Annotated in this window: 14 protein-coding genes; 8 read left to right on the top strand and 6 right to left on the bottom strand. The window is 74.0% G+C overall.

What is annotated here, in order from left to right; translation table 11 throughout:
* Positions 1–4: 4 nt before the first annotated feature.
* The gene (locus tag SMD20_RS20620) at positions 5–535 is read right to left on the bottom strand and encodes a TetR/AcrR family transcriptional regulator (RefSeq protein ID WP_329583547.1); all 531 of its coding nucleotides are present in this window, start codon (positions 533–535) and stop codon (positions 5–7) included.
* Positions 536–633: 98 nt separating this feature from the next.
* Here SMD20_RS20620 and SMD20_RS20615 point away from each other — a divergent pair, with 98 nt between their 5' ends.
* A complete protein-coding gene (locus tag SMD20_RS20615) occupies positions 634–2,862 on the top strand; it encodes an MMPL family transporter (protein WP_329583544.1) in 2,229 nt (742 codons plus the stop codon).
* Positions 2,863–2,865: 3 nt separating this feature from the next.
* Here SMD20_RS20615 and SMD20_RS20610 read toward each other — a convergent pair whose 3' ends face one another.
* Genes SMD20_RS20610 through SMD20_RS20595 form a run of 4 tightly spaced genes read right to left on the bottom strand, consistent with a single transcriptional unit; the run spans position 2,866 to position 5,474 of the window.
* Positions 2,866–3,207, bottom strand: coding sequence for a hypothetical protein (locus SMD20_RS20610; RefSeq protein ID WP_329583543.1), 342 nt, complete (start codon positions 3,205–3,207; stop codon positions 2,866–2,868).
* A gap of 12 nt (positions 3,208–3,219) precedes the next feature.
* Positions 3,220–3,852 (bottom strand): ArsR/SmtB family transcription factor, encoded by a 633-nt coding sequence (locus SMD20_RS20605; protein WP_329583541.1) that lies wholly within the window; start codon positions 3,850–3,852, stop codon positions 3,220–3,222.
* Positions 3,852–4,346, bottom strand: coding sequence for a cupin domain-containing protein (locus tag SMD20_RS20600; protein WP_329583538.1), 495 nt, complete (start codon positions 4,344–4,346; stop codon positions 3,852–3,854). Before SMD20_RS20600 ends, SMD20_RS20605 begins: the two co-directional genes overlap by 1 nt.
* A gap of 39 nt (positions 4,347–4,385) precedes the next feature.
* Positions 4,386–5,474, bottom strand: coding sequence for an alcohol dehydrogenase catalytic domain-containing protein (locus SMD20_RS20595; RefSeq protein ID WP_329583536.1), 1,089 nt, complete (start codon positions 5,472–5,474; stop codon positions 4,386–4,388).
* A 127-nt stretch (positions 5,475–5,601) separates the two neighbouring features.
* On the opposite strand from SMD20_RS20595, the gene SMD20_RS20590 reads away from it, so the two are divergent.
* The 3 genes from SMD20_RS20590 to SMD20_RS20580 are packed head-to-tail and all read left to right on the top strand — an operon-like array spanning position 5,602 to position 10,216.
* The gene (locus SMD20_RS20590) at positions 5,602–6,858 is read left to right on the top strand and encodes an ABC transporter substrate-binding protein (RefSeq protein WP_329583534.1); all 1,257 of its coding nucleotides are present in this window, start codon (positions 5,602–5,604) and stop codon (positions 6,856–6,858) included.
* Positions 6,855–9,458 (top strand): ABC transporter permease subunit, encoded by a 2,604-nt coding sequence (locus SMD20_RS20585; protein ID WP_329583531.1) that lies wholly within the window; start codon positions 6,855–6,857, stop codon positions 9,456–9,458. The genes SMD20_RS20590 and SMD20_RS20585 overlap by 4 nt, the downstream gene beginning before the upstream one ends.
* A 2-nt stretch (positions 9,459–9,460) precedes the next feature.
* Entirely contained in the window at positions 9,461–10,216 is a 756-nt protein-coding gene (locus SMD20_RS20580; RefSeq protein ID WP_329583529.1) for an ABC transporter ATP-binding protein, read from the top strand.
* Here SMD20_RS20580 and SMD20_RS20575 read toward each other — a convergent pair.
* Complete coding sequence (locus tag SMD20_RS20575) at positions 10,204–10,947, bottom strand: dienelactone hydrolase family protein (protein WP_329583527.1); 744 nt, start codon at positions 10,945–10,947, stop codon at positions 10,204–10,206. The genes SMD20_RS20580 and SMD20_RS20575 overlap by 13 nt on opposite strands.
* Positions 10,948–11,016: 69 nt before the next feature.
* On the opposite strand from SMD20_RS20575, the gene SMD20_RS20570 reads away from it, so the two are divergent.
* From SMD20_RS20570 to SMD20_RS20555, 4 genes are read left to right on the top strand one after another with little or no spacing between them, the layout of a single operon-like run.
* On the top strand, positions 11,017–11,982 hold the full coding sequence (locus SMD20_RS20570; protein ID WP_329583524.1) for an alpha/beta hydrolase: 966 nt from the start codon (positions 11,017–11,019) through the stop codon (positions 11,980–11,982).
* A gap of 47 nt (positions 11,983–12,029) precedes the next feature.
* Positions 12,030–13,139: an acyl-CoA dehydrogenase family protein gene (locus SMD20_RS20565; protein WP_329583522.1), complete on the top strand. Its 1,110-nt coding sequence runs from the start codon at positions 12,030–12,032 to the stop codon at positions 13,137–13,139.
* On the top strand, positions 13,136–14,080 hold the full coding sequence (locus SMD20_RS20560) for an acyl-CoA dehydrogenase family protein (protein ID WP_329583519.1): 945 nt from the start codon (positions 13,136–13,138) through the stop codon (positions 14,078–14,080). The genes SMD20_RS20565 and SMD20_RS20560 overlap by 4 nt, the downstream gene beginning before the upstream one ends.
* Positions 14,077–14,913, top strand: coding sequence for a TIGR03619 family F420-dependent LLM class oxidoreductase (locus SMD20_RS20555; protein ID WP_329583517.1), 837 nt, complete (start codon positions 14,077–14,079; stop codon positions 14,911–14,913). Before SMD20_RS20560 ends, SMD20_RS20555 begins: the two co-directional genes overlap by 4 nt.
* Positions 14,914–14,915 lie beyond the last annotated feature (2 nt).

Below are 14,915 nucleotides of genomic sequence, written 5' to 3'. Positions count from 1 at the left end.
GGGGTCACAGGGTGCGGACCGCCTCCAGGAGGAACGCCTCGACCTCGTCCTCCGGCAGGTCCATGGTCTTGGCCACGCCCCACTGCAGCGCTCCGAGCAGCGCCCAGCAGCGTACGGTCGTCGCCGGGTCCGGGTCCTCCCCGGCCAGTTTGACGAAGATGCCGTCGCGGAAGGTGCGGATCGCCGCCGCCTCCGAGTCGGGCGAGACGGGGGAGACGGCGTCGTCGCCGGCCAGGTCCTCCATGAACAGCCGGATCACCGACCGGTAGCGCACCGCGAACGAGACCAGCGCCGACACGAACGCCTGCCGGTCGGCGTAGTCGTCGCCGAGCAGCGCCAGCATGTCGCCGGCCACCGGCGACAGCAGTTCGGACGCCAGCCGGTCCTTGGGGTGGAAGTGGTAGGCGACGGCGGTCTTGGTGAGGCCGACGGCGGCGGCGATGTCGGCGAGCGAGGTGGCGGCGTAGCCGCGCTCGGCGAACAACTCCCTGGCCGCGGCCAGGATCCGGGTGCGCGTGTCGTCGGCTGTGGTCATCGTCTCATTTCCCTGGGGGGACAGCCTGCCGGAGTGTTCCGGCCTTATCGTATTTTGTACGACCGTACAGGACGGGCGTCGAGGGTGGGGGCGGAGCGATGACGCGGTTGCTGGGGCGGCTGGGCGGCTGGTGCGCGCGGCACGGCGGGATCGTACTCGCATTATGGGTCGTGGTGGCGGCCGGCCTCATGGGAGCGAACCTCGCTTTCCCCAGCCCCACCAGCAACGACGCGAGCATCCCCGGCACCGACGCGCAGCGTGCCCACGACCTCATGAAGGAGGGCTTCGGGCCCGGCTACGACCAGGGCGGCAGCATTCAGCTCCTGGTGTACTCGCCCGACGGGCCGCTGCTGGAGGACAAACGCAAGCGGGCCGTCGAGGACGCGATCGCGGCCATCCGCCAGGTGCCGCACGTCGACAAGGTGGACACGCCCTTCCGCGTCGGCGGCATCTCCTCGAACCTGCAGATCGGCGTCATCGGCGTCAGGCTCCAGGGCCAGGACCCGAACAAGGTCGCCGAGACGACGCAGACCCTGTCGAAGGCCGCCGACCCCGCGCGCGCCGCCGGGCTGGAGGTCGTCCCCGCCGACAGCTCCAGCCCCGCGGACAAGGAGATCAAGACCGGGCCGAGCGAGATCATCGGCGTGGTGTGCGCGCTGCTGGTGCTGGTGTTCGCGTTCGGGACGCTGGTCGCCGCGCTGGTGCCGATCTTCGCGGCGCTGGTCAGCGTGGCCTCGGGGCTCGGCCTGATCGGGCTGCTCGGCTGGGTCGTGGACATGCCCAAGCAGGCCGGCATCATGGCCACGATGATCGGGCTCGGCGTCGGCATCGACTACGCGCTGTTCCTGCTCTCGCGCCACCGCCGGCTGCTCGCCCAGGGCGTGCCGGTGGTCGAGTCGGTACGCCGCACGGTCGCCAGCTCCGGCGGCGCGGTCGTCTTCGCCGGCGGCACTGTGATCATCGCGCTGAGCGCGCTGCTGCTGGCCGGGTTCCCGCTGCTGGCCACGCTCGGCTGGGTCACCGGCATCTCCGTCGTCGCCGCCGTGCTGACCTCCATCACGCTCGTTCCCGCCCTGCTCGGGCTGCTCGGCCACCGCGTCAACGCGCTCAAGGTGCCCGGCCTGCGCGCCGCCGGTTCCGGCTCCGGGGGCGGCGGATGGGCCGGGCTCGGCTCGTGGGTGGCGCGCCGGCCGTGGCGGGTGCTGCTCGCCAGCATGGTCGTGCTCGGCGCGCTGGCCGCCCCGGCGCTCGCGCTCAAGCTCGGCTCGCTCGACGAGGGGTACGGCACCCAGGGGTCGGACTCGCGGCGCGCGTACGAGCTGATGGCCACGGCCTTCGGCCCCGGCTCCAACGGCCCGCTCATCGTGGTCGCCGAGCTGCCGGAGAAGGTGAAGGACGCCAAGGACCCGCTGGTCAAGGAGCTCAAGAGCGCGGTCGGGGACGTCGAGGGCGTCGCGCACGTCACCGACCCCAAGGTCAACGACTCGGGCCGCTCGGTGCTGCTCCAGGCGATCCCCGAGTACGCCCCCAGCGACAGCCGGACCGTGGACGTCGTCCACGAGGTCAGGAAGATCGCGCTGCCCGGCGTGGACGTGCACGTCGGCGGCAAGGTCGCGGGGCTCACGGACGCCGGTGACCGCATGGCCGAGCGCACCCCGCTGGTCATCGGCGTGGTGGTGCTGCTCAGCGCGCTGCTGCTGCTGTTCGCCTTCCGCGCGCCGGTGGTCGCGATCAAGGCGGCGGTGATGAACCTGGTCTCGCTCGGGGCCGCGTTCGGCGCGCTGGCGCTGGTGTTCTCGATCGGGCTCGGCAGCGGGCTGGTGGGCATGGACGCGCCGGTCAGCTCGTCGTACCTGCAGACGGTCTTCTTCACCGTGCCGATCGAGAGTTATGTGCCGCTGATGCTGTTCGCGGTGCTGTTCGGGCTGTCGATGGACTACGAGGTGTTCCTGCTGACGGCGGTGCGGCAGTCGTACGCGCGGCACGGGCGCAACGCGCGGGCGGTGGCCGAGGGGCTCGGCTCGACCGGGCGGGTCATCACCTCCGCCGCGCTGATCATGGTGGCCGTCTTCGTGGCGTTCATCGCCTATCCGGACGCGCTGGTCAAGACGTTCGGCGTGGGGCTCGCGGTGGCGATCGCGGTGGACGCCACGATCATCCGCGGGTTCCTGGTGCCCGCCACGATGGTGCTGCTCGGCCGGGCCAACTGGTGGTGCCCGCGCTGGCTGGACCGGCTCCTGCCGAACCTGTCGGTGGAGGGCCACGAGGAGGACGAGGAGGAGGCCGCGCCGCCGGCCCCCAGGCACCGCCAACCCGCCGGGGTATAGGCGTCAGTCGGGGTCGTCGGTGTCGCAGGCGGGCACCCACCCGGTGACGCCGGTGGCCAGGTTGCGGCCGTGGTGCCACAGGGTGCTCCCGAACGGGCCGCAGCGGTAGAGCTCGTGCTCCTCGGAACGGTGGAGGGCGAAGCTCTCGCCGGGCTGGCCGAGGCCGACCTGGCCGGAGCTCGCCGTCGGCTCGCTCCGGATGACGACGTCGGGCACCGCGAAGTCGTAGAGGCGGGCGGCGGAGGCCGGGGCCGGGCCGCCCAGGGCGAGGAGCCCGGACAGAACGGCCACGGCGGTGCGGGCGAGGCGTAGGTGCGCCTGCCTCTGTTGTGATGGTTCGGTCACTCGCAGTGAATATCACATTCCGCGCCGCCATCCCAGGTAGCCGCCGTCGAGCGGGCGGGCGTCGAAGCCGTGCTCGCGCAGCACCCGTACGGCCTCGGGCGAGACCACGCAGTACGGCCCGCCGCAGTAGGCCACGATCGAGGCGTCGCGCGGCAGCTCGGCCAGCCGTTCGCGCAGCTCGGCCAGCGGCATCGAGATCGCCCCGGGGACGTGCCCGGCCGCGTAGTCGGCGGCCGGGCGTACGTCGAGGACGAGCGTGGCCGGGTCGGCCAGGCGGCCGGCCAGCTCGCCGGCGGTGACGCCCTCCATCGTGCCGAGCCGGTCGCGTACGGCGTCGCGCAGCCCGGCCAGCCGGTCGTGGGCGAAGCCCTGGAGCTCGCCGAGGAAGCGGGAGACCCGCTCGTCGGCCAGCCGGTAGTAGACCCGCGGGCCGTCCCTCCTGCTGGTCACCAGGTGGGCGGCGCGCAGCTGCTGGAGCTGCGCCGAGGTGTTCTTGAGCGCGACGCCGGCCGCCGCGGCCAGCTCCTCGACCGTGCGCTCGCGCTGGTCGAGCACGTCGAGCAGGCGCAGCCGCACCGGGTTGGCGAGGGCCTTGGAGACGCGGGCGAGCTGCTGGTAGATCGGCTCCTCGGGGAACTCGGACATCAGACCATGTACTGGTCGTGCCGGAGGTAGAGCTCCGTCCACTCCTCGGGCGTGAGCTCCCGGCCGGTGGTGGCGATGTCGGCCAGCTCCTCGAAGTACGCCTCGCGGGGCGCGCCCGGCGTGAACAGGATGAGCATCGAGGCGGGCGCGCCGGAGTCGTTGCGGAAGGCGTGGATGCCGCCCTCCGGCACGAACAGGAAGTCGCCGGGGCGGCCCGTGGCCCACGTGTCGCCGTTGAACAGCTTGATCTCGCCGGACAGCACGTAGAACGACTCGGTGATCGTGCGGTGGAAGTGGGGGCTCGGGCCGGACGGGTTGGGGCCCATCTCCCAGCGGTAGAGGCCGAACGCGCCGCCCGTGGAATCGCCGGTGCCGAGGTAGTGGACCTGGGTGCCGTTCTCGCCCATCCGCAGGTCGGGGGCGAGGTCGCCGGCCCGCAGGACGCCGCCGGTCGTGCCCTTCTCGCCTTCGTAACGGATCGGGGGGTAGGACATTGTGCCTCCTTCTAACGTTCTAAGGAAGCTTAGAATAGCCTAGAACGTGATCACCGTGCGTGCGACGGCCCCCTCCCGTACGTGGGCGACGGCGTCGTTGACCGCGTCGAGCGGGAGGCGTTCGGAGATCAGGCCGTCCAGGTCGAGGCGGCCCCGCCGGTAGAGGCCGGCGAGCATGGGCAGGTCGCGGTGCGGCGCGGCGTCGCCGCCCTGGGTGCCCATCAGGCGGCGGGAGGCGAACAGCAGCCCAGGGTCCAGCTCCACCGGACGCCCCGCCGGCGGGCTGCCGACCATGACCGTCGTGCCGCCCTGCCTCGTGGCGGCGAACGCCTGCGCCAGCACGCCGGGGACGCCGGTCACGTCGAAGGCGTAGTCGGCGCCGCCCCGTACGAGCTCGCCCACCTGCCGGGGGAGGTCGGCGGCGAGCAGGGTGTGGGTGGCGCCGAAGCGCTCGGCCAGCTTGAGCTTGGGCTCGGCCACGTCCGCCGCGACGATCGTGGTCGCGCCCGCCAGCACCGCGCCCTGGACGACGTTGAGCCCCACGCCGCCGCAGCCCACGACCAGGACCGACGAGCCGGGCTCCACCCGGGCGACGTTGAGCACCGCGCCGACGCCGGTGACGACGCCGCAGGCCAGCAGGGCCAGGGCGGCGAAGCCGGCGGTGCCGTCGACCTTGACGCACATGGTCTCGGCGACGACCGCGTACTCGGCGAAGGAGCCGATGCCGATGAAGCGGCGGGCCTCCCGGCCGTCCAGGCGGACGCGGGGCGCGCCCCCCATGATCGCCTGCAGCCGGGCCGGGCCCGAGCACAGGTGGAATTGTCCCGCGCCGCAGTGCCGGCAGCGCCCGCACGGGCCGTTCATGGCGATGACGACGGGGTCGCCCGGCCTGAGCCCCGTGACGCCCGCGCCGACGCTCTCCACCACGCCCGCGCTCTCGTGGCCGAGGATGAACGGCGGCTCGCGTACGACGGGGCTCTTGCCATCGATGGCCTTGAGGTCGGAGCCGCACACGCCGGACGCCTTGATCCGTACGCGGACCTCGCCGGGGCCGGGGTCGTCGATCTCCACCTCGAGGATCTCCATGGGGGCCTGGAATCCGGTCAGCACGGCCGCGCGCATCAGCATGCGCCTCACGGTAACCGGGCCGGGAAATTCGAGCAAGCGGTTGCTAGGTAGGCCGTTGACACCCTTTCCAGGCGAATTTACGCTCACCCCAAACCAAGCGAGCGCTAGGCCAAATCATGAGGTGACCATGATCGCACGGCGGGGTGTGACGGCGGTGCTCCTACCGGTGCTGCTGGCGGCGACAGCAGGCTGCGCCGCCCAGCAGCAGGGCGCCCCCCGGCAGGAGGGTGACGCCGCGCCGGGCGTCACCGGCACGACGGTCAAGGTCGGTGGCGTGCTCACCAAGACCAGCGCCAGCGGCTACTCCACCAAGGACGCCGAGATCGGCGCGAAGGCCCGCTTCGAACGGGCCAACGCCGAGGGCGGCGTGCACGGCAGGAGGATCGAGTTCATCGGCGCGGAGGACGACGGCCAGGACGCGGCCAAGGGCGACGCCGCCGCCAAGAAGCTCGTGCAGAAGGACCAGGTCTTCGCCCTGGTGCCGGTGCACGCGCCCAACTTCGGCGGCGCGGCCTTCCTGGAGCAGCAGGGCGTGCCGTGGTTCGGCTGGGCCACCGGGCCCCAGTGGTGCGGCACCAGGACCGGCTTCGGCTACAACGGCTGCCTGGCCCCCAAGCAGGGCGACGGCTCCCAGACCTGGTGGGGCCGGCAGATGGCCGAGCTGCTCGGCGGCGCCGAGGGCAAGACCGTCTACGTCCAGACCAGCGACTCCAGCGGCAGCAAGTACGGCGGCACCACCATCTCCCAGTCCTTCACCGCCGCGGGCTTCGAGCTGGCCGGGGTCGACTCGGGGCTGCCCGCCGCCGCGCCGCCCCCCGACTGGCTCCCGTACGTCAACAAGATCATGACCTCCGACGACGGCGGCCCGCCCGACGTGGTGGTCTCGGTGATCGCCGGCACCAAGTTCAACGTCGGACTCTACGGCGCGCTCAAGCGGGCCGGGTACAAGGGCGTGCTCACCGACGCCACCAGCTACGACGTCGCCATACTCAAGGACCCGGCCAGCGCCACGGCGCTCGACGGCGTGATCGCCGCCCCGATGTTCGAGCCCTTCGAGTCCACCGCCCCCGAGATCGCCCGGCTCAAACAGGACGTCGAGAAGGTCGCCCCCGGCACCCCGCTCACCCAGCACCTGGCCATCGGCTACTGGGCCGCCGACATCTTCCTCGACCTGCTCGGCAAGACCGGCAGCGACCTCACCAGGGAGAAGTTCCTCGCCACGGCCAACGGCTCCTACCTGTACGAGAACCCGGGCTTCGGCCGGATCGAGTACCCCAAGGACCACACCGAGCCGAACGGCTGCGGCGCGCTGGTCAAGCTGGAGGGCGGCGCCTTCCGGGTGGCCAAGAGCATGAAGTGCTTCGACAACGTGCCGCTCCGATGATCGTCGGCTACGTCCTCAGCGGCCTGGTCACCGGCGGCATTTTCGCGATCATGGGAGCGGGCCTGACGCTCTCCTACGCCGCGACCGGGGTGTTCAACTTCGCCCACGGGGCGCTCGGCTTCCTGGCCGCGCTGCTGTTCCACGAGCTCAACGCCGCCGCCGGGCTGCCCGCCTGGCTCTCGGCGCTCCTCGCGGCCGGGGTGTTCGCGCCCGCGCTCGGCTACGTGCTGCACAAGGCCATGTTCAGGGGCCTCGCCAAGGCCGGGGAGACCGCGCAGATCGTCGCCACCATCGGGCTGACGATCGCGCTGCCCGCACTCGGCCTGCTGGTCGTGGACCTGGCCGGGCTGCCGCCCGCGGACGCCACCTCGCTGCCGCGCGGCGTCGGCCCGCATCCCTCCGTGCCCGTCGGCGTGCTGGGGGTCACGCTCGACACCGACCAGCTCATCACGTTCGGCTTCGCCGTGGTCACCGCGATCGGGCTGTGGGCGTTCCTGCGGCACACCCCGTACGGGCTGCGCATGCGCGCCTGCGTGGACCGGCGGGACCTGGCGGCGCTGCGCGGCATCGACCCGGACGCGACCTCCGCGCTGGCCTGGATGCTCGGCTCGGGCCTCGCCGGGCTCGCCGGGGTGCTCGCGGTCGCGGTGCTCGGGCTGGACGCGACCGCGTACACGGTGCTGCTGTTCGCCTCGGCCACGGCGGCGGTGTTCGGGCGGCTGCGCTCGATCCCGTGGACGTTCGCCGCCGGGCTCGCCCTCGGCGTCGTGCAGAACCTGGTCGCCGGATACACCGGCTTCCTCCAGGAGGTCACCGGGCTGCGCACCGCCGTGCCCGTCATCCTGCTGTTCGCCGGGCTGGTGCTGCTCAACCGCTCACGCGAGCGGGTCGCGGGCAGCGCCGCCGAGGACGCCCCGCCGCCGGACCACCTGGCCGGGCTGCCGCCGTGGCGCCGCCGCCTGCCGTGGGCGGCCGGGCTGGCCGCGCTGGCCGTCTTCGCGCTCGCCGCGCCCGCGTACTACGTGGGCGTGGCCGCACAGGGGCTGGTGCTGGCGCTGATCTTCTGCTCGTTCGTCGTGGTCACCGGGATCGGCGGCATGGTGAACCTGGCGCAGGCCGCCTTCGCCGCGATGGCCGCGCTCACCTGCGGCTGGGCGTTCGCCTCCGGGCTGCCGTTCGCCGCCGCGATCGGGCTGGGCGTGCTCGCGGCGGCGGCCGCCGGGCTGCTCGTGGCGCTGCCCGCGCTGCGTCTCGGCGGGCGGGTGCTGACGCTGGCCACGCTCGCCCTCGCGCTCCTCGCCGACCAGGTGCTCTTCCAGGTGGACGCCTTCAGCAACGGCACCATCGGCTGGCCGCTGCCCGCGCTCGGGCTGGGCCTCGCCGACACCTCCGACCCGCGGGTGCTGGTCGCGGTGCTGCTCGTGCTCATCGGCGGCGTCGCGGTGCTGGTGCGCAACCTGGAACGGTCGGCGTCCGGGCGGGCCATCCTCGCCGTGCGCTCGGCCCCGGCCGCCGCCCTCACCTGCGGGCTGTCGCCGACCCGCGCCAAGATCACGCTGTTCGTGCTGGCGTCGGCCATCGCCGGGCTCGGCGGGGTGCTGTACGCGGTTGCGAAGGGCTCGATCACCGCCACCGACCTGCCCGCCTTCTCCGGGTTCGTCTGGCTGGCGATCGTGGTGCTCCAGGGCGTGCGCCGGATCGGCGGCGCGGTGCTCGGCGGGCTCGTCGCGGTCGCCGTGCCCGAGCTGCTGGCCACCTGGGACGTCTCCGCGCACGTCGGGGCCATCCTGTTCGGACTCGGCGGCATGATCCTGGCCAAGCATCCGGACGGCGTGCTCACCCAGCTCGCCGAGCTGCGCCACCGCCGGCCGCCGCCCACGGAACCGGACATCAGCCCACCGGTGTCGTCACCTGTCGAGGGCGCGGTCTTCCGGCTGGAGGGCGTCGCCGCCGGGTACGCCGACTGCGCCGTCCTCCGTGGCGTGGACCTCGCCGTCCGCCCCGGCGAGGTCGTCGCGCTGCTCGGCGCGAACGGCGCCGGCAAGTCCACCTCCTGCGCCGTGGCCGCCGGAGACCTGCCGGTCACCGGGGGGCGGATCCTGCTCGACGGCGTGGACGTCACCTCCTGGCCCGCCCACCGCCGCGCCCGGGCCGGGATCCTGCTGGCCCCCGAGGGACGCGGCGTCTTCCCCGGCCTCACCGTCGAGGAGAACCTGCGCACCTGGCTGCCCGACCCCCGGCCCGTCTACGAGCGGTTGCCGCGCCTCGCCGAGCGCCGCGACGTCCTCGCCGGCGCGCTGTCCGGCGGCGAGCAGCAGCTCCTCACGCTCGCCCCGGCGCTGGTCCGCCCGCCCCGCGTGCTCATCGCCGACGAGCCGTCGCTCGGGCTCGCGCCGCTGCTCGTCCGGCAGGTCTTCGAGGTCTTCGCCGAGCTGCGCGAGCGCGGGGTGGCGCTGCTGCTGGTCGAGGAGAAGGCGACCGAGGCGCTGGCGCTCGCCGACCGGGTGGCGTTCATGCGGCTCGGCCGGATCACCTGGGCCGGGCCGAGGTCGGAGGTCGACGGCGACCGGCTCACGGCCGCGTACCTGGGGGTGGGCTGACGGTGCTGGCGATCGAGGGCGTGTCGGTGGCGTTCGGCGGGGTCCGGGCGCTGGAGGAGGTGTCGTTCGAGGTGCCCGAAGGCCAGGTGTGCGGGGTGATCGGGCCGAACGGGGCGGGCAAGACCACGCTGTTCGACGTGGTGTCCGGGCTGCGGCGGCCGGACGCGGGCCGGGTCCGCCTGCGCGGGCGCGACCTGACCGGGACGTCACCGGCCGCGCGGGCCAGGGCGGGGGTGCGCCGCACGTTCCAGCGCACCCAGGTCTTCGGCCGGCTCACCGTGGCCGACAACGTGCTCGCCGCGCTCGACTGGCACGAGTCCGACCGGCGCTGGGGCGGCGGCGGGCTCGCCGCCGATCTCGCCGGCTGGCCGGGACGGCGGCGGCGCGAGCGGGAGCGGCGCGAGCGCGTGGCCGAGGTGCTGGAGCTGTGCAGGCTCACGCCGCTGCGCGAGGCGTACGCCGCCGCGCTCCCCGTCGGCCGGCGCCGGCTCGTCGAGCTGGCCAGGGCGCTCGCCGACCGGCCCGCGCTGCTGCTGCTCGACGAGCCCACCTCCGGACTCGACGCCGCCCAGACCGCCCGGCTCGCCGAGGTCGTCCGGGCGCTGGAGACGACCGTGCTGCTGGTCGAGCACGACATGGGCTTCGTCATGGACGTCTGCGACCGCGTCGTCGTGCTCGACCTCGGCCGGGTCATCGCGGCCGGCGCCCCCGCCTCGGTGCGGGAGGACCCGGTGGTCCGCGCCGCCTACCTGGGCTGAGCGTGCCGCTCGGTGAACGACAGGATCCGCCGCCAGGCGTCCTGGCAGGCGCTCTCCCACTCCTTGTACGAGCGGTCGAAGAACGAGTGCGGGGCGCCGTCGTACACGTGCTCCTCGTACGGGGTGCCGACGCGCTCCAGCGCCGCCTCGTACGCCGCGAACTGCTCCGGCGTGGAGACCGTGTCCGCGCCGCCGCGCAGCAGCAGGACCGGCGCGCCGGGACCGGTCTCCGGCGCCTGGATGGCCCGCAGCGCGCCGTAGAAGCCGATGCCGCCGGCGATGCCGTTGCCGCCCTCGTGGGCCTGCCGCCAGGAGTGCGCGCCGCCCATGCAGAAGCCGACCGTGAAGACCGGGCCGGGCAGCGCGTCGGTGGCGGCGCGCACGTCGGCGCGGATGCCGTCGGTGTTCAGCTGCTTGACGTGCGTCATGAAGTCGAAGTCGTCGCCGCGGTCGCCGATGCCCGCGGTGCGGCCGAAGTAGTCGATCGCGATCGTACGGAACCCCGCCTCGGCGAAGCGCAGCGCGAGGTCGCGATAGAACGGGTGCAGCCCGCGCACGTCCGGCATGATCACGACGCTGCGGCCGTTCGGCTCGGCGGGCTCGGCCCTGAAGGCCATGAAGCGGTTGCCGTCGGCCGCGGTCAGCTCGAACTGCTCGTGCGCGGCCACCTCTCCCTGGACGGGCGGAGCGGGCGGCCTGCTGTCGGTGGAATGGCACATGTCCGCCAGCATGCCCCCAAGGATCACGGATATCCATCTGCGGAGGAGTACCGCCCGGCGTGGCGTGGAAGGGTCACTGACATGACCTATCACCCCAATCTTGATCCCGAGCTGCGCGCCGCGGTCGAGGCGGCCTCCATGCCCGTCGTCGACCTCGCGGCCATGACGCTGGAGGATCTGCGGGCGCGGCGCGCGGAGGCCGACGCGTTCGTGGCCGCCGTGCCACGGCCGGAGACCGGCGTGACCATCGAGGACCGGTACGTCCCTGGGCCGGACGACGCGCCCGAGGTGCGGGTGCGGATCTACCGCCCGGCGGGCGGCGGCGCGGAGCGGCCCGGCCTCTACTGGATCCACGGCGGCGGCATGATCATGGGCAGCCCCGAGTTCGACGACGCGATGATGATCGACTACGTCGAGCGGCTCGGCCTGGTCGCGGTCTCCGTGGACTACCGGCTGGCCCCGGAGCACCCGCATCCCGCGCCGGTCGAGGACTGCTACGCGGGGCTGGTGTGGACCGCCAAGTCCGCCGCCGAGCTGGGCATCGACCCGGCCAGGCTGGCGGTGGGCGGGGCCAGCGCGGGCGGCGGGCTCGCGGCGGCGACCGTGCTGCTGGCCCGCGACCGCGGCGGCCCCGACGTGGCCTTCCAGTTCCTGCTCTGCCCCATGCTGGACGACCGCGACGCCACGCACTCCAGCGAGCAGCATGCCGACGCCGTGGTCTGGAACAGGTCCGCGAACCGCTACGGGTGGCAGGCGCTGCTCGGCGAGCGGGCGGGCGGGCCCGACGTGTCCCCGTACGCCGCCCCGGCGCGGGCCGAGGACCTGTCGGGGCTGCCGCCGGCGTTCATCGACGTCGGCGAGGTGGAGGTGTTCCGCGACGAGGACATGGACTACGCCTCGCGGCTGGCCCGGGCGGGGGTGTCGACCGAGTTCCACCTGTATCCGGGGGCCTTCCACGGGTTCGACATGATGGTGCCGGACGCGGCGCTGAGCCGCCGGGCGCGGGAGACCAGGATCGCGGCGCTGCGGCGGGCGTACGGGGACTGACCCCGGGAGGCTGGGCAACCAACCAAGCGTGCGCTAGGTTGGTTGACGTGGATCTCGACTTCTCCCCGGCCGAGCGGGACTTCCGCGCCGAGGTTCGCGACTGGCTGAGCGCCAACGTCCCCGATCCGCCGCTGCCGTCCATGGACACCGCCGAGGGCTTCCAGGCGCACCGCGCGTGGGAGGCGCGGCTCGCCGCGGCCCGGCTCTCGGTGGTCTCCTGGCCCGAGGAGTACGGCGGCCGCGGCGCCTCCCTCATCGACTGGCTGATCTTCGAGGAGGAGTACTGGGCCGCCGGCGCCCCCGCCCGCGTCACCCAGAACGGCATCTTCCTGCTGGCCCCGTGCCTCATGCGGTTCGGCACCCCGGAGCAGCGCGCCCGCTGGCTGCCGCGCATGGCCCGCGGTGCGGACGTCTGGGCGCAGGCCTGGTCGGAGCCGGAGGCGGGCAGCGACCTCGCCGCGCTCACCTCCCGCGCCGAGCCCGCCCCCGGCGGCGGCTGGCGGCTGTACGGGCACAAGACGTGGAGCTCGCGGGCCGCCCACGCCACCCACGGCTTCGGCCTCTTCCGCACCTCGGGAGCGCGCCACAAGGGCCTGACCTACTTCATGTTCCCCCTGGACGAGGTCGCGGTCCGCCCCGTCGCCCAGCTCGACGGGCTGCCCGGCTTCGCCGAGCTGCACTTCGACGGCGTGCGGGTCGAGGAGTCGATGGTGCTGGGCGAGGCCGGGCAGGGCTGGTCCATCGCCATGGCCACCACGTCCTCCGAACGCGGCCTCACCCTGCGCAGCCCCGGACGTTTCCTCGCCACCGCCGACCGGCTCCTCGCACTGGCCCGCGAGTCAGGGGACCCGGCGGCGGCCGACCGGGCGGCGCGGTGCTGGACGGAGGCGGAGGCGTACCGGCTGCACACGTACGCGACCGCGCGCCGGATCATGGCAGGGGAGGAGGCGGGGGCGGCCGCCAGCCTGGGCAAGATCTTCTGGTCGGAGCTGGACCTGCGCATGCACGCCCTCGCCCTGGAGCTGCTCGGCGAGCGGGCCGGGGAGACGCCCTGGCTGGACGGCTTCCTGTTCGCGCTGGCCGGGCCCATCTACGCGGGCACGAACGAGATCCAGCGCACCATCGTCGCCGAACGCGTCCTGGGGCTGCCGCGATGAACTTCGCCTTCACCGACGAGCAGCTCGCGTTCGGCGCGGCCGTCCGCGACGTGCTCAGGGACGCCTGCCCGCCGGCCGCGCTGCGCACCGAGCGGCGGCCGGGCTGGCGGCGGCTCGCCGAGCTCGGCCTCTTCGCCGCGCTGGTGCCGCCCGAGCACGACGGGCTCGGGCTCGGGCTGACCGACGTGCTGCCCGCGCTGGAGGAGACCGGGCGGGCCTGCCTGCCCGGGCCGGTCGTGGAGACCGTCGTGGCCGCGCCGCTGCTGCCCAAGGCCGCCGGCGGCGAGCTGTGCGTGAGCGTGGTCGCTCCCGGGCAGGCGTACGCGGCGGACGCCGACCTCGCCGGCCTCCTCCTGGTGCTCGGCCCGGACGGGGTCCGGCTGGTCGAGACGGCCGAGATCACCCCCCGGCCGGGGATCGACCCGTGCCGGCCGCTGTTCGCCGTCGCCTACGACGCGTACGAGCCGCTGGAGTCATCGGTCGAACCCGTGCTGCACCGGCTCGCCGTGGCGACCGCCGCGCAGCTCGTCGGCGTGGCCAGGGAGCTGCTGGCGCGTTCCGTGGCCTACGCGCGGGTCCGGACGCAGTTCGGGGCGCCCATCGGGTCCTTCCAGGCGGTCAAGCACCGGCTCGCCGACGTGGCCGTGGCCGTGGAGTTCGCCGCGCCGCTCGTGTGGCGGGCCGCCCTCGCGCTGGACGCCGGAGCGCCCGCCGCCGGCAGGGACGCGAGCGCCGCCAAGGCCGCCGCGGGGGAGGCCGCCGCGCTCGCCGCCGGCTCCGCGCTCCAGGTGCACGGGGCCGTCGGCTACACCGACGAGCTGGACCTGCGGTTCTGGCTGGCCCGCGCCTGGTCGCTGGGGGCGGCGTACGGGACCGGCGCCGACCACCGCGCACGCCTGCGGGCCGCGCTGCTCGGCGGCGACGCACGGAGGTGGCCGTGAAGTTCGGGGTGCCGCTCGGGCTGCTGCATCCGGCCGCGTGGAAGGACGTCGCGGTGGCGGCCGACGAGCTGGGGTTCGAGTCGGTGTGGCTGCCCGAGCACCTGGTCTTCGCCACGGACTTGTCGCTCGCCCGCTATCCGGGCGGCGCCGACCCGGGGATCAGGCCGGAGACGCCGCTGTTCGACGCGCCCGCGTACCTCTGCTGGCTGGCCGCGCACACCAGCCGGGTGCTGCTCGGCACCGCCGTGCAGCTCCTCGCCCTGCGCCATCCCTTCGTGTCGGCGCGCGCCTTCGCCACCCTGGACGTGGTGTCGGGCGGGCGGGCCGTGTGCGGGGTGGGGGCCGGCTGGTACCGGGGGGAGTGGGACGCGGCCGGGATCCCGTTCGAGACGCGCGGGGCGCGGCTGGACGAGGCCATCGCGGTCGTACGGCGGCTGTGGACCGAGCCGGTGGTCGCCCATTCCGGCAGGTTCTACTCCTTCCCGGAGGTCGCCTTCGAGCCCAAACCCGTGCAGCGGCGGCTGCCGGTGCTCGCGGGCGGCGAGTCGGCGGCGGCGCTGCGCCGCGCGGCACGGCTCTGCGACGGGTGGATCAGCATGCCGCACACCCTCGACTCCATCAGGCCGCAGCTCGACCGGCTGGGGGGCGGGGTGCCGGTGACGGCGCACGCGTACGCGCTGGGCTCGCCCGAGGAGGTCCCGGCGTGGGCGGCGCTGGGCGTCGAACGGCTGATCGTCCGGCCGTGGACGCGCGGCCGTGACGCGGTCGCCGCGCTGACCGCCTTCGCCGGGCGGTACGGGGTGAACTATGCAAACGATCGGTCGTTAATGTAGTT

The sequence above is a fragment of the Nonomuraea sp. LP-02 genome (genome assembly GCF_036289125.1).
GTDB classification, from domain to species: Bacteria; Actinomycetota; Actinomycetes; order Streptosporangiales; family Streptosporangiaceae; genus Nonomuraea; species Nonomuraea bangladeshensis.
This window is presented reverse-complemented; position numbering and strand designations above follow the sequence as displayed.